The organism is Streptomyces pactum (assembly GCF_002005225.1).
In the GTDB taxonomy this organism is placed as follows: domain Bacteria; phylum Actinomycetota; class Actinomycetes; order Streptomycetales; family Streptomycetaceae; genus Streptomyces; species Streptomyces pactum_A.
The window spans coordinates 6,037,191-6,053,329 of the sequence record NZ_CP019724.1 but is presented as its reverse complement, the minus strand read 5'-3'; the positions used below and the strand labels follow the sequence as shown (position 1 = coordinate 6,053,329).

Below are 16,139 nucleotides of genomic sequence, written 5' to 3'. Positions count from 1 at the left end.
GGTGGTCGTGGCCAGGCGGGCGGTCGTTGGCCGGGCGGGCGGCTGAGGCGGGGCGGGTGTTCGTGGCCAGGCGGGCGGTCGTTGGCCGGGCGGGCGGCTGAGGCGGGGCGGGTGGTCGTGGCCGGGCGGGCGGCTGAGGCGGGGCGGGTGGCGGGGCGGGGCGGGCGGCTGAGGCGGGGCGGGCGGTCGTGGCCGGACGGGCGGCTGAGGCGGGGCGGGTGGTCGTGGCCGGGCGGGCGGTTGCGACCGGGTGGGCGGGCCCGCTGTCGCTACGCGGTCCCCGCCCGGGCCGGCCGGCCCGTGATCACCGGTCGGCCCGCGCTCACAGTTCCCCGCGGTGCGCGTACCGCTCGCGGATGCGGGCCGCGACGTTCCGCGCGGCCCGGGGAGCGGACTGCGAGGCACTCGAAGCGGTGGCGGCCGGCTCCTGCGTGGCGTCGCGGGGGCGCGGCGGCGGGAGCGGGTAGCTCGTGGGGGCGGGCCCCGGGACGCCGGAGGGCCCGGCCTGCGGTGCCGGTGCCACGGGCGGGGCCGGGTCGGGGTCGACGAGCGTCGGCGGATGACCGCCGGGTGCGTCCGGGCCGTCGGTGGCGTCCGCGGCCCACTCGATCTCGTCCGTGTCCACGATGCCGTAGAAGCCGGGGTCGTCCTCCGCCCAGGGCGCGTCCGGCGCGTCCCCCCTGTCGACGGCGTGCTGCGCGAGCTCCCGGACGGCGGGGTCCGCGTGGTCGGCGAGGGCCCGCCGCGGCAGCTCCGGGGTGAGCCCCGCCTCGGCGACGCGGGCCTGGAGCTGGGCCGTGGCGGCTTCAAGCGTCAGACCGGCGTCGGCGAGCAAGGTGAACAGGCTCTCCTGTACACCGTCGAGATCCGGCCGCTGGGAGGGACTGGCGACGAGCACCTGGGCCAGCAGCGGAAGGAAGGCCAGATCGACGCCGTCCCACTTGGGCGGCGACATCAGCGGCATGACGGGATACGGCGGCCTGCCCGTCAGCGCGAAGAAGAGAGTGGCTCCGAGGGCGTACACATCGGCGGGTTCCTCGACGTGCTTGGTGTCCCTGAGCTGCTCGACGGGCATGTAGGGGCGCGTGCCCATGAGGTCGCCGGTCCGGGTGAGCGCCTGGCTGGACTGCCGTTCGGACAGCACCGCCAGGCCGAAGTCCAGCACCACCGGGCCGTCCGGGCCGAGCACGACGTTGCTGGGCTTGAGGTCGCGGTGCAGCAGCTTCGTCCCGTGGATGGCGCGCAGGGCGTCCACCAGGGCCAGCCCGAGCGCCGCGTACGGTCCGACGCCGAGCGGACCGGACTCCTTCACCAGAACCTGCAGGGAGGGACCCGCGACGTAGTCCATGGCGAACCACGGCTCGGCGGCCTCCGGATCCGCCCCGCGCAGCGCCGGAACCCGGTCGCTGACGACCGAGCGGACGGCGTCGACCTCACGCGCGAACCGCTCACGGGCCTGCGGCTGGTGGTCCAGCAGCCGCGGCAGGATCATCTTGACCACCACGAGGCCGGCCGGATCGGCCTCCTGGTCGTGATCGGGCTCGACCAGGCGGTAGGCCGCGGCCATCTCGTCGGGGAGGCCCTCCAGGGGGATCCTGCGCGCCAGATAGGCGACGCCCATGCCGCCCGCACCGAGCCGGGCGAGCAGTTCGAACGGACCCACCACACGCGGGTCGGCCTCGGTGTCCAGCGGCTCCATCGGCGCTCCCGTACCCCCACGCTCTCGTCACGGCCTTCACCTCGGCCACACTGCCGTCGGCCAGTCTACGGGCTGTGGCGAAACGCACACGGACGGCTGAGAAGCACCACCCGGACGACCCGAAGTGAGGTGACTGCGCTGGCCGTTGGCCGGCGCTGCTATAGGGTCGCGGCACCTGATCATGTGCCGTGTGCGTACGGGGAGGAGCGGTATGCGGGCCTGGGTGGTGCGTGCGGGAGAGAACGGGGAGCGCGAGCGGTCGGCCCTGGACGAGGGTGTTCTCGTCGTCGGGTGGGACAGGCTCACGAGGGGCGATCTCGCCGACTCCGCCACGCGCGGCGACGTCAGGGCGGCCGTGGCCGCCGCCTACCCCGACGAAGGTCCGTACACGATCGGGAACTGGACCGGTCAGCTCTACCGTTTCGTCCACGAGATCCAGTCCGGCGATCTCGTCGTGCTGCCCCTGAAGTCCTCGCGGGTGGCCATCGGCCGGGTGACGGGCGGCTACGAGTACCGGGCCGGGGCCGCCGAGGGCACGCGGCACATCCGACGGGTGGAGTGGCTGGTCGAGGACCTCGACCGGCGCGAGATCCAGTCGGACCTGCTGGACAGCCTGGGCTCCCTGCTGACCGTCTTCGAGATCAGCAGGTTCGGCGCGGCGGACCGCGTGGCCGCGCTCGCCGAGGGCAAGCCCGACCCGGGGCGGCCCGACGCCGACGAGTTCGCCGCGACCCTCACCGAGCCCGCGAAGCTGTACGAGGAGGTGCGCAGGCGCGGCGACGCGGAACCGCTCACCCTGTCCATCCGGGACTTCCTCGCCGTATGGGGTGTCCAGCGGCGTCACCCGGCGTCCACCGAGCAGATCAAGAACGACCTGGAGGCGCGGGGCCTGGTCACCGTCCCGCCCTTCACCGAAGGCACGCTGGACAGCCGGATCGCGGTGCTGGCGGGAGGCGCGGAGCCGGACGAATCGGGAACGAGCGCGGTCAGCCGGCTCGTCGGCACGGGACTGAGGGCGGCGCAGGCCCTCGGCGATCGGGACGCCTCATTCGGGTCGGCGCCCCCCGCCGCCTCGGCCGGGCTCACCGGCGGGCTGCCCGACGAGGACGACGAGACACAGGCCATCGCCTACCGGGTCAGCAACCTCGAGTCGGCGAACCGGATGCCCGAGTGCGTACGCGTCGGGGACAGCCTCGGCACCGCCACGACGCTCATGGTGCTGCGCGGCTACAGCCAGCTTCCCGTACTCGACGCGGACGGACGGCTGCGGGGCGTCGTGAGCTGGGAGTCGATCGGGCGCGCCCGGATGGCGGATCCCGCGCCCGGTCTGCACGCCGCGACCGTGCGGGGGCAGGAGGCGAACGGCTCGGACGACCTGCTCGACTGGATCGGGGCCATCCAGCAGTCCGGGTACGTCGTCGTCCGCGACCCCGACCACAAGGTCTGCGGGCTGATCACCGCCTCCGACCTCACGGTGCAGTTCGGCACGCGCGTACGTCCGTTCGTCCTGATCGAGGAGATCGAGCAGCGCCTGCGCCGTGTGGTGGACCGGTGTATTCCGCTCGACCGCATCAAGGCGACCGTCCCGCGCGGACGCGCCGCCCAGGTCCATTCCGCCGCCAACCTCACGTTCGGGGCGTACAAGCATCTGCTCAAAGTGCCGGAGAACTGGGCCGCGCTGGGTTGGGGCATCGACCAGGAGCACTTCCTGACGGCGCTGGAGGACTGCCGCAACTTCCGCAACGACCTGATGCACTTCAGTCCGGACCCGGTGACCGATGATCAACTGGTCCCGGCTCAGGGGCTGCTGGAACTGCTGCGTTCGGTGGATCCGCAGATCTGACGGCGGGCGCGTCCGCGAACCGGGAGCGGCTGACGAGCCGGGCCGTACGCCGAATCCTGTTCCCGGCTCGCGCGCCCGCACCCCCCTCACCGCCGCGCCTTCCGGGGCGTCGCGGCCTTCGGCACGAACAGCACCGGTGAGGGGCGGTTTTCGGCCGATGCCGCTCCCGGCGCAGTCGGCCTCCGGGCGCTCTGTCGCAACCGATAGTTGATCAATAACCTTGTGCGGTAAGCGATTTCCCGATCACAGGGAGCCCCATGTCCACCGCCCAGCAGGTGCCCGACATCCTCTCGCCCGAGTTCGCCGCCGACCCCTATCCCGCCTACCGGGTGATGCGGGACACCGCGCCCCTCATCTGGCACGAGGCGACGCGGAGTTACATCGTGTCGCGCTACGAGGACGTCGAGCGCGTCTTCAAGGACAAGGCCGGCGAGTTCACCACCGACAACTACGCCTGGCAGCTCGAACCCGTGCACGGCAAGACGATCCTCCAGCTCAGCGGGCGGGAACACGCCGTGCGCCGGGCCCTCGTCGCGCCCGCCTTCCGCGGCAGCGACCTGGAGCGGAAGTTCCTGCCCGTCATCGAGCACAACTCCCGCGAGCTGATCGACGCCTTCCGTCACACCGGCTCCGCCGACCTGGTCACCGACTACGCCACCCGCTTCCCGGTCAACGTCATCGCCGACATGCTGGGCCTGGACAAGGCCGACCACACGCGCTTCCACCAGTGGTACACGGCCGTCATCGCCTTCCTCGGGAACCTCTCGGGCGACGCCGAGGTGACGGCGGCCGGCGAGCGGACCCGGGTGGAGTTCGCCGAGTACATGCTGCCGATCATCCGGGAGCGCCGCGAGAATCCGGGCGACGACCTGCTGTCCGCGCTGTGCGCCGCCGAGGTCGACGGGGTGCGGATGAGCGACGAGGACATCAAGGCGTTCTGCAGCCTGCTGCTCGCCGCCGGCGGCGAGACCACCGACAAGGCCATCGCCGGCATCTTCGCGAACCTGCTGCTCCACCCCGACCAGCTCGCCGCCGTCCGCGCGGACCGCTCGCTGATCCCGCGCGCCCTCGCCGAGACCCTGCGGTTCACCCCGCCCGTTCACATGATCATGCGGCAGTCCGCGACGGAGGTGGCCCTCAGCGGCGGCACCGTGCCCGCGGGCGCCACCGTCACCTGTCTGATAGGCGCCGCCAACCGCGACGAGAGCCGCTACCGCGATCCCGACCGCTTCGACGTCTTCCGCGACGACCTCACCACCACGACCGCCTTCTCCGCCGCCGCCGACCATCTCGCGTTCGCGCTCGGCCGGCACTTCTGCGTCGGCGCGCTGCTGGCCAAGGCCGAGGTGGAGATCGGCGTCGGCCAGCTCCTCGACGCCATGCCGGACGTGCGCCTCGCCGACGGCTTCGAGCCGGCCGAGCAGGGCGTGTTCACCCGCGGACCGCAGAGCCTCCCGGTGCGGTTCACCCCCGTGAGCGGCTGACTCGCACCGGCCGGTGCGCGCCTGCCGGTCCGCGCCGACCGCGCCCAGCGGTACGCGCCTGCCGCCGACCGGTGCGCGCCTGCCGGTCCGCGCCTGCCGCGCCCAGCGGTACGCGCCTGCCGCCGGCCGGTGCGAGCCGACCGGTCCGCGCCTGCCGCGCCAGCGGTACGCGCTTGCCGGTACGCGCCTGCCGCCAGCCGGTACGCGCCTGCCGGGTCCCCGCCGACCGCGCCCAGCGGTACGCGCCTGCCGCCGGCCGGTGCGAGCCGACCGGTCCGCGCCTGCCGCGCCCAGCGGTACGCGCCTGCCGCCGGCCGGTGCGCGCCTGCCGCGCCTGGCGGTACGCGCCTGCCGCGCCGGCCGGTCCGCGCCGGTCGCTACGGCTCGGTACCCGGGCCCATGGTCGTGGGCCCGGGTACCCGCGGGCCACGGCTCTCGGCCCGGGTACCCGCGGGCCCACAACTATCGACCCGGGCTTCCGCGGGCCCGCGGTCAGGGACGGGAGACCCGCGCTACTGCACCACCGGTGTGAACCGCACCGGAAGCGCCGACAGCCCTCGCATCCAGATCGACGGCCGCCAGGTCAGTTCCTCCGGATCCACCGCCAGCACCAGGTCGGGCAGCCGGTCCAGCAGCGTCTCGACCGCCGTCCGCGCCATCACGTCCGCCAGCAGCGGAGCCGGGTACGGGCAGCGGTGCTCACCGTTGCTGAACGACAGGTGCGCGGCGTTCTCCGCGCCCACGTGCCCCTCCGGCCAGATCTGCGGGTCGGTGTTGGCGGCGGCCAGCCCCAGCACCAGGCAGTCGCCGGCCCGGATCTGCCGGCCGCCCAACTGGACGTCCCGTGCCGCCCACCGCCCGATGAAGTTCTGCGTCGGCGTGTCCAGCCACAGCACCTCGTTGAGCGCCTCGCCCACGCTGAGCCGGCCGCCCGACACGTTCACGGCGAACCGCTCGTCCGTCAGCAGCAGGCGCAGCGTGTTGCAGATCCAGTTCGCCGTCGGCTGCTGCGCCGCCGCGATGACGGAGGTCAGGTCCTGGACGATCTCCTCGTCCGTCAGACCGGCCGGGTGCGTCAGCATGCGCGAGGTGATGTCCGGGCCGGGGTCGGCCCGCTTGTCCTTCACCAACTGCCGCAGCCGCTCGCCCACGCGCCCGTACGCCGCCACCGGGTCGTCGCCCTCCCCCGCGTCCAGGGAGATCCGCAGGTCGTCGACGAGCCGGCGGGTGTCCTCGCCCGAGGTCGGCATCCCGCACAGTTGCACCACGGTGCGCATGGGCAGGGCGTGCGCGTAGTCGGCCATCAGCTCCGCCCGGCCGCTGCCGGCGAACCGGGCGATGAGGTCGTCGGCGATCAGCAGGCAGTCGTGGGCCAGCTCGAACTGGTCGACCGCCTCCAGCGCCTCGGTGATCACCCCGGCCCGCCGCCGGTGCTCCTCGCCCTCGGCGAACAGCACCGACGGCTGGTACCCGACGAAGGGCAGCAGCGGCCAGTCCGGCGGGATGTTCTCCCACTGGTGCCAGCGCCGCGAGTCCCGCGCGAACAGCTCGTCATGGCTGGTCACGTACGTGAGCTCGGAGTAGCCCAGCACCAGCCAGGCCGGGATGCCGCCGTCGAGCACCACGGGCGCGACGGGGCCGTGGTCCCGGCGCAGCGCGCGGTAGAGCTGCGCCGGCGTCTGCTGGTACTCGAGCCCCGTCAGGCGCACCGCGCCGGAGTGCGCGGGGCACCCCGCGGGCGCCGGGTGCGCGTAGGGGCCGCCTGGGTCGGTCACAGTGTCGTCTCCTCGGCGATGGCCATGTCGTGAAGGTGGTTCACGAGGGTGATCAGCACGTCCTTGCCGGAGTGCCGGACCCGTGCGTCGCAGTCGACCATCGGCACGTGGGCGGGCAGGGCGAGTGCCTGGCGTATCTCGTCCAGGGAGTACCGGTCGGTGTCCTCGTCGAACCGGTTCACGGCCACCACGAAGGGCGTGCGGTGGTGCTCCAGCCTGTCGATCGCGTACCAGGAGTCGTCCATCCGGCGGGTGTCCACGAGGACCACGGCGCCCAGTGTTCCCGAGAACAGCCTGTCCCACAGGAACCAGAAGCGCTCCTGGCCGGGCGCTCCGAACAAGTACAGCACCATGCGGTCGTTGAGGCTGATCCGCCCGAAGTCGAAGGCGACCGTCGTGGTGGTCTTCGCCGCCACCGCGCTGGTCTCGTCGACGCCCACGCCGGCCTGGGTCATCACCTCCTCGGTGTTGAGTGGCCGGATCTCGCTCACGGAGCGGACCAGGGTCGTCTTGCCGACGCCGAATCCGCCCACGACGACGATCTTGAGACCGGTCTCCGCGGTGTCGTTCAGCGGTGTGCGGTGGGAGGGCAGCTCAGAGGTTGCGGAGCCCATGGAGCACCTCTTGGAGTAGGGCGGAATCAGGCAGGGAGGCGACGGACCGCGCCGCGCGCGGATGGCGGGCGGTGATGCGGCCCGTGTCCTGCAGGTCGCCGAGCAGGATCCGCACCACCATGACGGGCAGCATGAGTTCCGCGGCGATCTCGACGACGGCGGTGGGGTGCCGGCACAGCTCCAGGATCCGGGCGTGCTCCGACTGCATCCCCGGTACGGGCCCGCTCTCGCTGACGATGAGGGTGACCAGGTCGAAGGACTCGTCGGCACGGCTCCGACCACCGGTGACGGTGTAGAGCCGGTCCGGATCACCCGTGTCGACGGGTTTGCGCATCACGAGGTGCCGCTTCCCCTGGCCTGGTCCCGCGGCTCGGCCCGCAGGTGCTCGCCGAGCTGCTCGACCAGCTCCGTCATCTGGTGGCCGATCACTCCGGGGTCGGCGTCCTCCTCGGCGACGACGGCGAGGTGCGCCCCCTCGCCGGCCTCCACGATGAACAGCAGGCCGCCGTGGAACTCGGTCATCGACTGCCGGACGCCGCCGGTGCCGTCGCCGAACTCCATGGAGGCCCCTTGGGCGAGGGCCTGGATGCCGGAGCAGATCGCCGAGAGCTGGTCGGCCCGGTCGAGCGTCAGGTGCTCGCTCCAGCAGAGCTTGAGGCCGTCCCGGGACAGGACCAGGGCGTGACGTGCGCCGGGGGTCTGTTCCAAGAGGCCCTGCAGGAGCCAGGTGAGGCTGTTGTCGGTGGTCTGCATGATGGGTGATGGGACGGTGGTGTCCGGCTGACCGGTCACCGGCCCGTTCCTCCTATCTCACGAGCTCGAGCGGGACGGGGCGCCGTCGCCCCGGACGCCGTACGGGGCGAGGGGGCCCACGCCGTACGGGGAGAGGGGACCCGCCCCGTACGGGAAGGGGTGGGACTACGGAGCCGCGGGCGGCTGTGACCCGGGCCGGGCACCCGGTCCGGTGGTGCCGTCCCCGGACTGCCGTGCGCGGTGGAAGGCGCCGAACCGCGAACCCGCGTCGCGTGCCTGGCGCCGCGTCGCCGGTGCGTCACCGGCCTGCCCGGACGCCGACTGACGCTGTTCGCGATCGCGCTCCGCCTCGGCCATGGTGCGGCCGGGGGCCCGGACCGGCAGACCGTTCGGCGTGGTGCCGTCGGGCCGCCGGTGCCGTCCGTGGTCGGGCCCTTCGGGCCGCGCGGGGTGCGCGGTGGCCGGGGGCAGCGCCGCGGCCGCGGGGCGGACGGTGTCGTCGGGCGGTCCGGGCCGTGCGGCGGGGTCCCCGGGGGCCGGGGGCAGCGCCGCGGCCGCGGGGCGGGCGGTGGTGTCGGGCAGCGGGGCCGGGGCGGGTGCGAGCGCGGCGGGCATCGCGTCGGACCGGGGGGCCGTCTCGTGCGGGACCGTGTCGCGCTGCTGGGCGAGCAGGTCCAGGGGCAGCAGGACGACGACGCCGGTGCCGCCGCGGGAGGAGGGGCGGTAGTTGACGCTGATGCCGTACTTCGCCGCGAGCCGCCCCACCACGGCCAGGCCGAGCCGGGTGCCCTGAAGTGACGCGAGGTCGGTGACGCGGCCGGTCACGGCCTCCTCGGCGCGGCGCATCGCCGCGTCGGCCATCTTCAGGCCGCTGTCCTCGATGGTGACGACGATGCCGGCGCTGCGGTCCTCGACGTAGACGTGCACCTCGTCGATGGGCGGGGAGAAGTTCGCGGCGTTGTCCATCAGCTCGGCGAGCAGGTGCATCACGCCCTCGGCGGCGAAGCCGGAGACCGCGGCGCGGGTGGAGCAGTGCAGGCGCACCCGCTGGTAGGCGGCGATGCGGCCGGCGGCACCGCGCAGGATGCTCTCCATCACGATCGGCTTGTTCCAGGCGCGGCTGGACCGGCCGCCCATGAGCAGCGCCAGCCGGTCGGTCATCAGGCCGAGTTGGGAGGTGCTGTGGTCCAGCTTCAGCAGGTCTCCGAAGACCTCCTCGCCGTGCCGCTCCTGCATCTCCCGCAGGTCGGCGAGCATCCGCACGGCCTTGGCCTGGACGCGGCTGAGCGCCTTGGCGGAGGCGGCCTGTGCCGCGGCGGCGCGCCGCTCACTGTGGGCCAGCTCGCGGATGAAGGATTCGGCCGGGACACGCAGCGCCGGCAGCCGGGGCAGGTCGGCTTCGGCGAGCACGGTGCCGACGGACCGGCCGTCGCGCAGCCGGGCGACGGCGGCGGGCAGCGCCTCCTTCACGAAGTGCTCGTACTCGGCCGCCGCCTGGTCCACTTCGTTGCGCATCGTGCGGTATTCGCCGTCCAGGGCGGCCGTCCGCCGCACGTCCTCCTCGACGGTGGCGGCGAACGTGTGCGCGATCCGCCGCAGTTGCGGGTCGGACGGCGGTGGCACGCTGCCCAGCACCTCGGCCGCGCTCGCGCCCTCCCGCAGCCGCCGGGCCACGGCCGGCAGCGTCACACCGGCCAGGTGTGAGATCTCGGCCGACAGCCGGGCCCCTTCCGCCTTGAGCCGGCTGTTCTCCGACTCCCGCTCGGCGGCCGCGCGGCGGGCCCCGTGGACGAGCCGGTGGTCGACGAGGACGGTGACGGCCACGCACACCCACGCGGCCACCACCACGGCCAGGGTCCACGTGGAGGCGCCGGACGGTGCCAGGGCGACCGCCGCGCCGCCGGCGACGGCGCTCGTCACCAGCACGGCGGACCGGACGGCGAACGAGGTGCGCGGCGCCCCCACCGGTTGGTGCTGGCTGGGCGAAGCAGGCACTGGCATGGAGCGGTCCCTCGGTCCGTGAGAGCAGGGGAATCAGGGGCGGCGGCACAACGGCAGCCGCGGGCCGGGAAAGAGGTCAACCAACAGGAGGGCGATCTTCCGACCACGTAGGGCTCATGCTAATCACCCTGATGTGCGAGAAGGCCCCGCTTGTTGCATAGTCCGTCAGCAATCCGAGTTCGTCGTGAACCCGTCGCTCGCACGTCCCGCTGTGGTAGCCGGGACGACGCCGAGCGGGAACCGCCGGAGGGCGGGATCGCGGGCGGGAACCGCACTGACGCGGCGTCAGATCGCCTCGACCGCTTGGGGTGCACCGGCTTCCTCATCCGCACGAGCTGTCGATTTTCGGCCAACTATACGCACGGCGAAGCCTGTTCGCGCTCCGGCCCTCGTGACGGCGGGGACGCCCGGGTGTGGGAATGCCGCTGATCGTGGAGATTTCGTGACAGCGGACCGCGGGGAGCGGCAGACGAGTCGGGCTGTACGCCGGGTTCTGTTCCGGCGGGTCCTCGCGGGCCCGCCGGCGACGGCCATCCATCTAGGACCGGCGTTGCCACCGGCCTCCAGCGGTCTACCCGCGGACTCGGGCGGGCAGCCCTCGAACGTCCGCGCAGAGACACCCTCTCTTCCGAGAAGGCGTCTCCTCTTGACCTTGCTCCGGGTGGGGTTTACCTAGCTGCCCAGGTCGCCCTGGGCACTGGTGGTCTCTTACACCACCGTTTCACCCTTACCCGACGCCGAAGCGCCGGGCGGTCTGCTTTCTGTGGCACTGTCCCGCGGGTCACCCCGGGTGGCCGTTAGCCATCACCCTGCCCTGTGGAGCCCGGACGTTCCTCGGGAAGCCCCGTAAGGGACTCCACGCGGCCGCCCGCCCGGCTCGTCTGCCGTATCGACCATGGTACCGGGCGTGCGCCCCGCCTCGCTCCCGCGCCCGCCGTCGCCAGAGCCGAGCCCCTCGGGAATAGGGCGGGGGCGCGAGGTCCGCGCCGTGCGCTGCCACGCCGACGGCCCCGGCGGTCTCGTACGGGCCGTCGAGCGGGCGCGGGAGGGGCACGCCGTACCCTGACCTGGAGCCCAGGAGCCCAGGAGCCCAGGAGCCCAGGAGCCCAGGAGCTCGGAGTGAAGGAGTACGTGTGCTTGTCCTGCTGCCGCCGTCCGAGGGGAAGGCCGCGTCCGGCCGGGGCGCCCCGCTGAAGCCGGAGTCGCTGTCCCTGCCGGGGCTGACCCCCGCCCGGGAGACCGTCCTCGGCGAGCTGGCCGAGCTGTGCGCCGGCGACGAGGAGAAGGCGCGCGAGGTGCTCGGGCTGAGCGAGGGGCTGCGCGGCGAGGTGGCCAAGAACGCGGAGCTGCGGACGGCGGGGGCCCGCCCGGCCGGGGAGATCTACACCGGTGTGCTGTACGACGCCCTGGACCTGGCCTCGCTGGAACCGGCTGCCGGGAAGCGGGCCGCCCGTTCGCTGCTGGTGTTCTCCGGGCTGTGGGGCGCGGTGCGGGTGACCGACCGGATTCCCTCCTACCGGTGCTCGATGGGCGTCAAGCTCCCCGGGCTCGGGGCGCTGGGCGCCTACTGGCGGGCGCCGATGGCCGAGGTGCTGCCCGAGGCGGCCGGGGACCGGCTGGTGCTGGACCTGCGCTCGTCGGCGTACGCGGCGGCGTGGCGGCCGAAGGGGGAGGTCGCCGGGCGGACGGCGACCGTGCGGGTGCTGCACGCGCCGACCCGGAAGGTGGTCAGCCACTTCAACAAGGCGACCAAGGGGCGGATCGTGCGGAGCCTGCTGGCGTCCGGGACCGCGCCCGAGGGGCCTGCGGAGCTGGTGGAGGCGCTGCGGGACCTGGGGTACGAGGTGGAGGCGGAGGCGCCCGCCGGGGCCGGGAAGCCGTGGTCGCTGGACGTGCTGGTGGCGGAGGTCCACTGAGCCCTCGTCGCATCACCCGTTGCGCAGGTCGCAACGACGATTGCACAGAATGCTTGCCGACGGCACGATGAGGTCATGACCTCACCGCTGCCCTCCTCCCCGCACGCCTCGACGCCGTCGACACCGTCGGTGCTGGATCTCGCGCCCGTCGTTCCCGTCGTGGTCGTCGACGACCTCGGCGACGCCGTGCCGCTCGCCCGGGCGCTCGTCGCCGGCGGGCTGCCCGCGATCGAGGTGACGTTGCGGACGCCGGTCGCGGTCGACGCGATCCGCGCGATCGCCGGTGAGGTGCCGGGCGCGGTCGTCGGCGCGGGCACGGTCATCACGCCGGGCCAGGTGGAGGACGTCGTGCGGGCCGGGGCGCGGTTCCTGGTGAGCCCCGGGTGGACCGACGTGCTGCTGGCGGCGATGCGGGGGTCCGGGGTGCCGTTCCTGCCGGGGGTGTCGACCACCTCGGAGGTGGTGGCGCTGCTGGAGCGCGGGGTGCGGGAGATGAAGTTCTTCCCGGCCGAGGCCGCGGGCGGCACCACCTACCTCAAGGCGCTCGCCGCCCCGCTGCCACAGGCCCGCTTCTGCCCGACCGGCGGCATCGGGCCGGCCTCGGCGCCGGAGTACCTGGCACTGCCCAACGTCGGCTGCGTCGGGGGCAGTTGGATGATCCCGAAGGACGCGGTGGCCGGCCGGGACTGGGAGCGCGTGGAGCGGCTCGCCCGGGAGGCCGCAGGGCTCAGCGCAGGTGGGACGTGTCGTTGAACAGCCGCACGCTGGCGCCGCCGTCCGCGTAGTACGCCACCGCCGACAGCGACGCCGCCGACAGTTCCATGCGGAACAGCGACTCGGGCGGGGCGCCCAGGGCGAGCCGTACGAACGTCTTGATCGGCGTCACATGGGAGACCAGCAGCACCGTGCGGCCCGCGTAGGCCGCGACCAGTCGGTCGCGGGTGGCGGCGACCCGCGCCCCGGTCGCCGCGAAGCTCTCGCCGCCGCCGGTCGGCTCCGCGTCCGGGGAGGACAGCCAGGCGTCCAGGTCGTCGGGGTACCGCTCGCGCGCCTCGCCGAAGGTCAGTCCCTCCCAGGCCCCGAAGTCGGTCTCCCGCAGGCCCTCCTCGACCGTCACCGGCAGGCCGAGGCGGGCGGCGACGATGCCGGCGGTCTCGCGGGTGCGGGCCAGGGGCGAGGCGACGACCGCCTGGATCGTGCCGCGCCGGGCCAGGCTCGCGGCGGCCCTCTCGGCCTGCTCCCGGCCGACGGCCGACAGGGACGGATCGCTGCCGCCGCTCCCGGAGAACCGCTTCTGCGGCGTCAGGGGCGTCTCCCCGTGCCGGAGCAGTACGAAGGTGGCGGGGGCGCCCATGTCGGGCGGTCCCCAGCCGGGGGAGGCGACGGTCCTGGCGGCCCGCACGTCGGCGACGGCCGAGACCTCGGCGCCGGCAGCGGAGGCGCCGGCAGCGGAGGCGCCGGTAATGGAGGCGCCGGCAACGGAGGGGCCGACAGCGGAGGCGTCGGCAGCGGAGGCGCCGGTGTCGTCGGTGGCCGTCCCGGCGTCGGTCCGGGCCGCCCGGGTGACGCGCTCACCCACAGAGGCACCCGCGTCAGCACCGGCCCCGGCGCCGGCATCCGCGCCGGAACCGGCACGCGCCCCCGGACCCGCGCCTGCATCCACATCTGCGCCCGCACCCGCGCCACGCTCGACGGCGGCGGCGGCGTCGGCGGCCTCCGCGCCCACGTCAGTGGCAGCGGCAGCCCGGGCGCCCCCCGCGTCCAGTTCCGCCGTCGACCGGGACGGCGACCACTGCTCGCCGCGCGCCCCCGCGTCCATCGCCTCGTTGGCCAGGCGGTCGGCGTGCTTGTTGCTCGCGCGGGGGATCCACTCGTACGTCACCCGCCCCGGAGGGAAGACGCGCGCCGCCTCGGCCGCCAGCGGCTTCATGTCCGGGTGCTTGATCTTCCAGCGGCCCGACATCTGCTCGACGACGAGCTTGGAGTCCATGCGGACGTGGACGGTCGCGTCCGGGTCCAGTTCCCTGGCCGCGCGCAGGCCGGCCAGCAGGCCCCGGTACTCGGCCACGTTGTTCGTGACGACCCCGAGGTACTCGGCGGCCTCGGCGAGGGTCTGCCCCGTCGCCGCGTCCAGCACCACCGCCCCGTAGCCCGCGGGCCCCGGGTTGCCCCGTGACCCGCCGTCGGCCTCGACGACGAACCTCCGTGCCCGCCCGGCCGCCGAAGCTCCCGCCGGGGCCCCCGCCGAAGCTGCCATCGAACCGGCCCTACAGCCCGGAGTCGGCCGTGCGCACCAGGATGCGGCGGCAGTTCTCGCAGCGTACGACCGTGTCGGGCGCCGCCGAGCGGATCTCGCTCAGCTCGGTGATCGCCAGCTCCTGGCGGCACCCCTGGCAACTGCGCTGGTACAGCTTGGCCGCGCCGACGCCGCCCTGCTGCTCGCGCAGCTTGTCGTAGAGCTTCAGCAGATCGCCGGGGACCGAGCCCACGATGACCTCGCGCTCCTTGGTGACCGAGGCCGCCTCGCCGTCCAGCTCCTCCACGGCCGCGTCCCGGCGCCCGGCGGCGTCGTCGATCTTCCCCTGCACGGAACCGACCCGCTCGGTCAGCTCGGCGACCCGCTCCTGCGCGGACTCGCGGCGCTCCATCACCTCCAGGACGACGTCCTCGAGGTCGCCCTGGCGCTTGGCGAGGGAGGCGATCTCGCGCTGGAGGTTCTCCAGGTCCTTCGGGGAGGTGACGGCGCCCGAGTCCAGGCGCTGCTGGTCGCGGGTGGCGCGCTGGCGCACCTGGTCCACGTCCTGCTCGGCCTTGGTCTGCTCGCGGGCGCAGTCGCTCTCCTCGGTCTGCGCGGCCACGAGCAGGTCGCGCAACTGCGTGAGGTCCTTGGTCAGCGACTCGATCTCGGCGTGCTCGGGCAGGGACCTGCGCTTGTGCGCGATCTGCTGGAGCCGCACGTCGAGGCCCTGGACGTCGAGGAGTCGGATCTGGTCGGCGGGCGCGGCTTTCAGTTGGGGGCTCCCATTGTGTCGGAGGTCGGGGTGGACGCCGCGTGGGCGGTCCAGGGGTCGGTGACCGTCTTGGAGACGTGGACCCTGAGGTCCCAGCCGTGCCGGTCGGAAATCTCGTCGAGCTGGGCTGCGGCCAGCTCGCACCAGGGCCACTCGGTGGCCCAGTGCGCCGCGTCGAGCAGCGCGAGGGGACCGCGGGCGCGATCCGCGGAGAACTCGGACACCGGGTGGTGGCGAAGGTCCGCGGTCAGGAACGCGTCGACGCCGGCCGCCCGTACGTGGTCGAAGAGGCCGTCGCCGGAGCCGCCGCTGACGGCGACCGTGCGGACGGTCGCCTCCGGGTCGCCGGCGACGCGGATGCCCTGCGCGGTGGCGGGCAGCCGCTCGGCGGCGCGGGCGGCGAGCTCGCGGACGGTCAGCGGGTGTTCCGGTTCGCAGACCCGGCCCAGGCCGCGGCGGCCCGCGGGGTCGTGGGGGTCCGGCACCAGGGGGCGCACGACGCGGAGGTCGAGGGCGCCCGCCAGCGCGTCGGAGACGCCCGGGTCGGCGGTGTCGGCGTTGGTGTGGGCGACGTGCAGCGCGATGTCGTTCTTGATGAGCGTGTGCACCACGCGGCCCTTGAAGGTGGAGGCCGCGACCGTCGTCGTCCCGCGCAGGTACAGCGGGTGGTGGGTCACCAGCAGGCCGGCGCCCAGCTTCACCGCCTCGTCGACGATCTCCTGGACCGGGTCGACGGCGAACAGGACCCGGGAGACCTCCTGGTCGGGCTCACCCACGACGGTGCCGACGGCGTCCCAGGACTCGGCCCGCTCGGCGGGCCACAGGTTCTCCAGCGCGGCGATGACTTCTGACAGACGGGGCACAAGGGCAAGGCTACCTGGCTGTTCTGTGCCGTTGTACCCGCCGCGGCCCCCGTCGCCGCCCCGCCCCGGCACAGCACACACCGCACCGTTCCCTCAGGTGAATCGTTCCTGTGACACACGTACGTGTGATGAGTGCGGCGGCCGGCCCCCCGCCCGTGCGTACGAAAACTAGCTTCATCA

The 16,139-nt window shown here is 73.8% G+C and carries 13 protein-coding genes and 1 other RNA gene; 4 read left to right on the top strand and 10 right to left on the bottom strand.

Annotation, left to right across the window (positions count from 1 at the left end; genetic code table 11):
- Positions 1–322: 322 nt before the first annotated feature.
- The gene (locus B1H29_RS25895; protein ID WP_055416652.1) at positions 323–1,699 is read right to left on the bottom strand and encodes a serine/threonine-protein kinase; all 1,377 of its coding nucleotides are present in this window, start codon (positions 1,697–1,699) and stop codon (positions 323–325) included.
- Positions 1,700–1,889: 190 nt separating this feature from the next.
- On the opposite strand from B1H29_RS25895, the gene B1H29_RS25890 reads away from it, so the two are divergent.
- Positions 1,890–3,542: a CBS domain-containing protein gene (locus tag B1H29_RS25890; RefSeq protein ID WP_159027851.1), complete on the top strand. Its 1,653-nt coding sequence runs from the start codon at positions 1,890–1,892 to the stop codon at positions 3,540–3,542.
- Between the two features lie 257 nt (positions 3,543–3,799).
- Positions 3,800–5,026 carry a cytochrome P450 gene (locus tag B1H29_RS25885; protein WP_055416654.1) on the top strand — a complete coding sequence of 409 codons (1,227 nt, stop codon included), beginning with the start codon at positions 3,800–3,802 and terminating at the stop codon, positions 5,024–5,026.
- A gap of 512 nt (positions 5,027–5,538) precedes the next feature.
- Here the strand turns inward: B1H29_RS25885 and B1H29_RS25880 are convergent.
- The 6 genes from B1H29_RS25880 to rnpB all read right to left on the bottom strand — a co-directional run bounded on the left by B1H29_RS25880 (position 5,539) and on the right by rnpB (position 11,049).
- Entirely contained in the window at positions 5,539–6,801 is a 1,263-nt protein-coding gene (locus B1H29_RS25880; protein WP_055416656.1) for a cytochrome P450, read from the bottom strand.
- Positions 6,798–7,415 (bottom strand): GTP-binding protein, encoded by a 618-nt coding sequence (locus B1H29_RS25875; RefSeq protein WP_055416657.1) that lies wholly within the window; start codon positions 7,413–7,415, stop codon positions 6,798–6,800. Before B1H29_RS25875 ends, B1H29_RS25880 begins: the two co-directional genes overlap by 4 nt.
- Positions 7,396–7,752: a DUF742 domain-containing protein gene (locus B1H29_RS25870; protein ID WP_055416658.1), complete on the bottom strand. Its 357-nt coding sequence runs from the start codon at positions 7,750–7,752 to the stop codon at positions 7,396–7,398. Before B1H29_RS25870 ends, B1H29_RS25875 begins: the two co-directional genes overlap by 20 nt.
- Entirely contained in the window at positions 7,749–8,168 is a 420-nt protein-coding gene (locus B1H29_RS25865) for a roadblock/LC7 domain-containing protein (protein ID WP_199832312.1), read from the bottom strand. The genes B1H29_RS25870 and B1H29_RS25865 overlap by 4 nt, the downstream gene beginning before the upstream one ends.
- A 165-nt stretch (positions 8,169–8,333) precedes the next feature.
- Entirely contained in the window at positions 8,334–10,169 is a 1,836-nt protein-coding gene (locus B1H29_RS25860) for an ATP-binding protein (RefSeq protein ID WP_055416660.1), read from the bottom strand.
- Between the two features lie 466 nt (positions 10,170–10,635).
- Positions 10,636–11,049, bottom strand: an RNA gene (rnpB, locus tag B1H29_RS25855) — RNase P RNA component class A.
- Positions 11,050–11,302: 253 nt separating this feature from the next.
- On the opposite strand from rnpB, the gene yaaA reads away from it, so the two are divergent.
- A complete protein-coding gene (yaaA, locus tag B1H29_RS25850; protein ID WP_055416661.1) occupies positions 11,303–12,085 on the top strand; it encodes a peroxide stress protein YaaA in 783 nt (260 codons plus the stop codon).
- Positions 12,086–12,160: 75 nt separating this feature from the next.
- Positions 12,161–12,838 carry a bifunctional 4-hydroxy-2-oxoglutarate aldolase/2-dehydro-3-deoxy-phosphogluconate aldolase gene (gene eda, locus B1H29_RS25845; protein WP_055416662.1) on the top strand — a complete coding sequence of 226 codons (678 nt, stop codon included), beginning with the start codon at positions 12,161–12,163 and terminating at the stop codon, positions 12,836–12,838.
- Here the strand turns inward: eda and B1H29_RS25840 are convergent.
- The 3 genes from B1H29_RS25840 to B1H29_RS25830 are packed head-to-tail and all read right to left on the bottom strand — an operon-like array spanning position 12,813 to position 15,959.
- Entirely contained in the window at positions 12,813–14,342 is a 1,530-nt protein-coding gene (locus B1H29_RS25840) for a bifunctional RNase H/acid phosphatase (protein ID WP_055416663.1), read from the bottom strand. The two genes, eda and B1H29_RS25840, sit on opposite strands and share 26 nt — an antisense overlap.
- A gap of 10 nt (positions 14,343–14,352) precedes the next feature.
- Positions 14,353–15,096: a zinc ribbon domain-containing protein gene (locus tag B1H29_RS25835; protein ID WP_055417708.1), complete on the bottom strand. Its 744-nt coding sequence runs from the start codon at positions 15,094–15,096 to the stop codon at positions 14,353–14,355.
- Complete coding sequence (locus B1H29_RS25830; RefSeq protein ID WP_055416664.1) at positions 15,093–15,959, bottom strand: Nif3-like dinuclear metal center hexameric protein; 867 nt, start codon at positions 15,957–15,959, stop codon at positions 15,093–15,095. The genes B1H29_RS25835 and B1H29_RS25830 overlap by 4 nt, the downstream gene beginning before the upstream one ends.
- Positions 15,960–16,139: the final 180 nt, after the last annotated feature.

Bases quoted from the DNA above. Each gene is read 5' to 3' on its own strand.
- eda (WP_055416662.1), top strand. From the start codon at position 12,161: ATGACCTCACCGCTGCCCTCCTCCCCGCACGCCTCGACGCCGTCGACA.
- B1H29_RS25875 (WP_055416657.1), bottom strand. From the start codon at position 7,415: ATGGGCTCCGCAACCTCTGAGCTGCCCTCCCACCGCACACCGCTGAAC.
- B1H29_RS25865 (WP_199832312.1), bottom strand. From the start codon at position 8,168: ATGCAGACCACCGACAACAGCCTCACCTGGCTCCTGCAGGGCCTCTTG.
- B1H29_RS25895 (WP_055416652.1), bottom strand. From the start codon at position 1,699: ATGGAGCCGCTGGACACCGAGGCCGACCCGCGTGTGGTGGGTCCGTTC.
- B1H29_RS25885 (WP_055416654.1), top strand. From the start codon at position 3,800: ATGTCCACCGCCCAGCAGGTGCCCGACATCCTCTCGCCCGAGTTCGCC.
- B1H29_RS25860 (WP_055416660.1), bottom strand. From the start codon at position 10,169: ATGCCAGTGCCTGCTTCGCCCAGCCAGCACCAACCGGTGGGGGCGCCG.
- B1H29_RS25840 (WP_055416663.1), bottom strand. From the start codon at position 14,342: ATGGCAGCTTCGGCGGGGGCCCCGGCGGGAGCTTCGGCGGCCGGGCGG.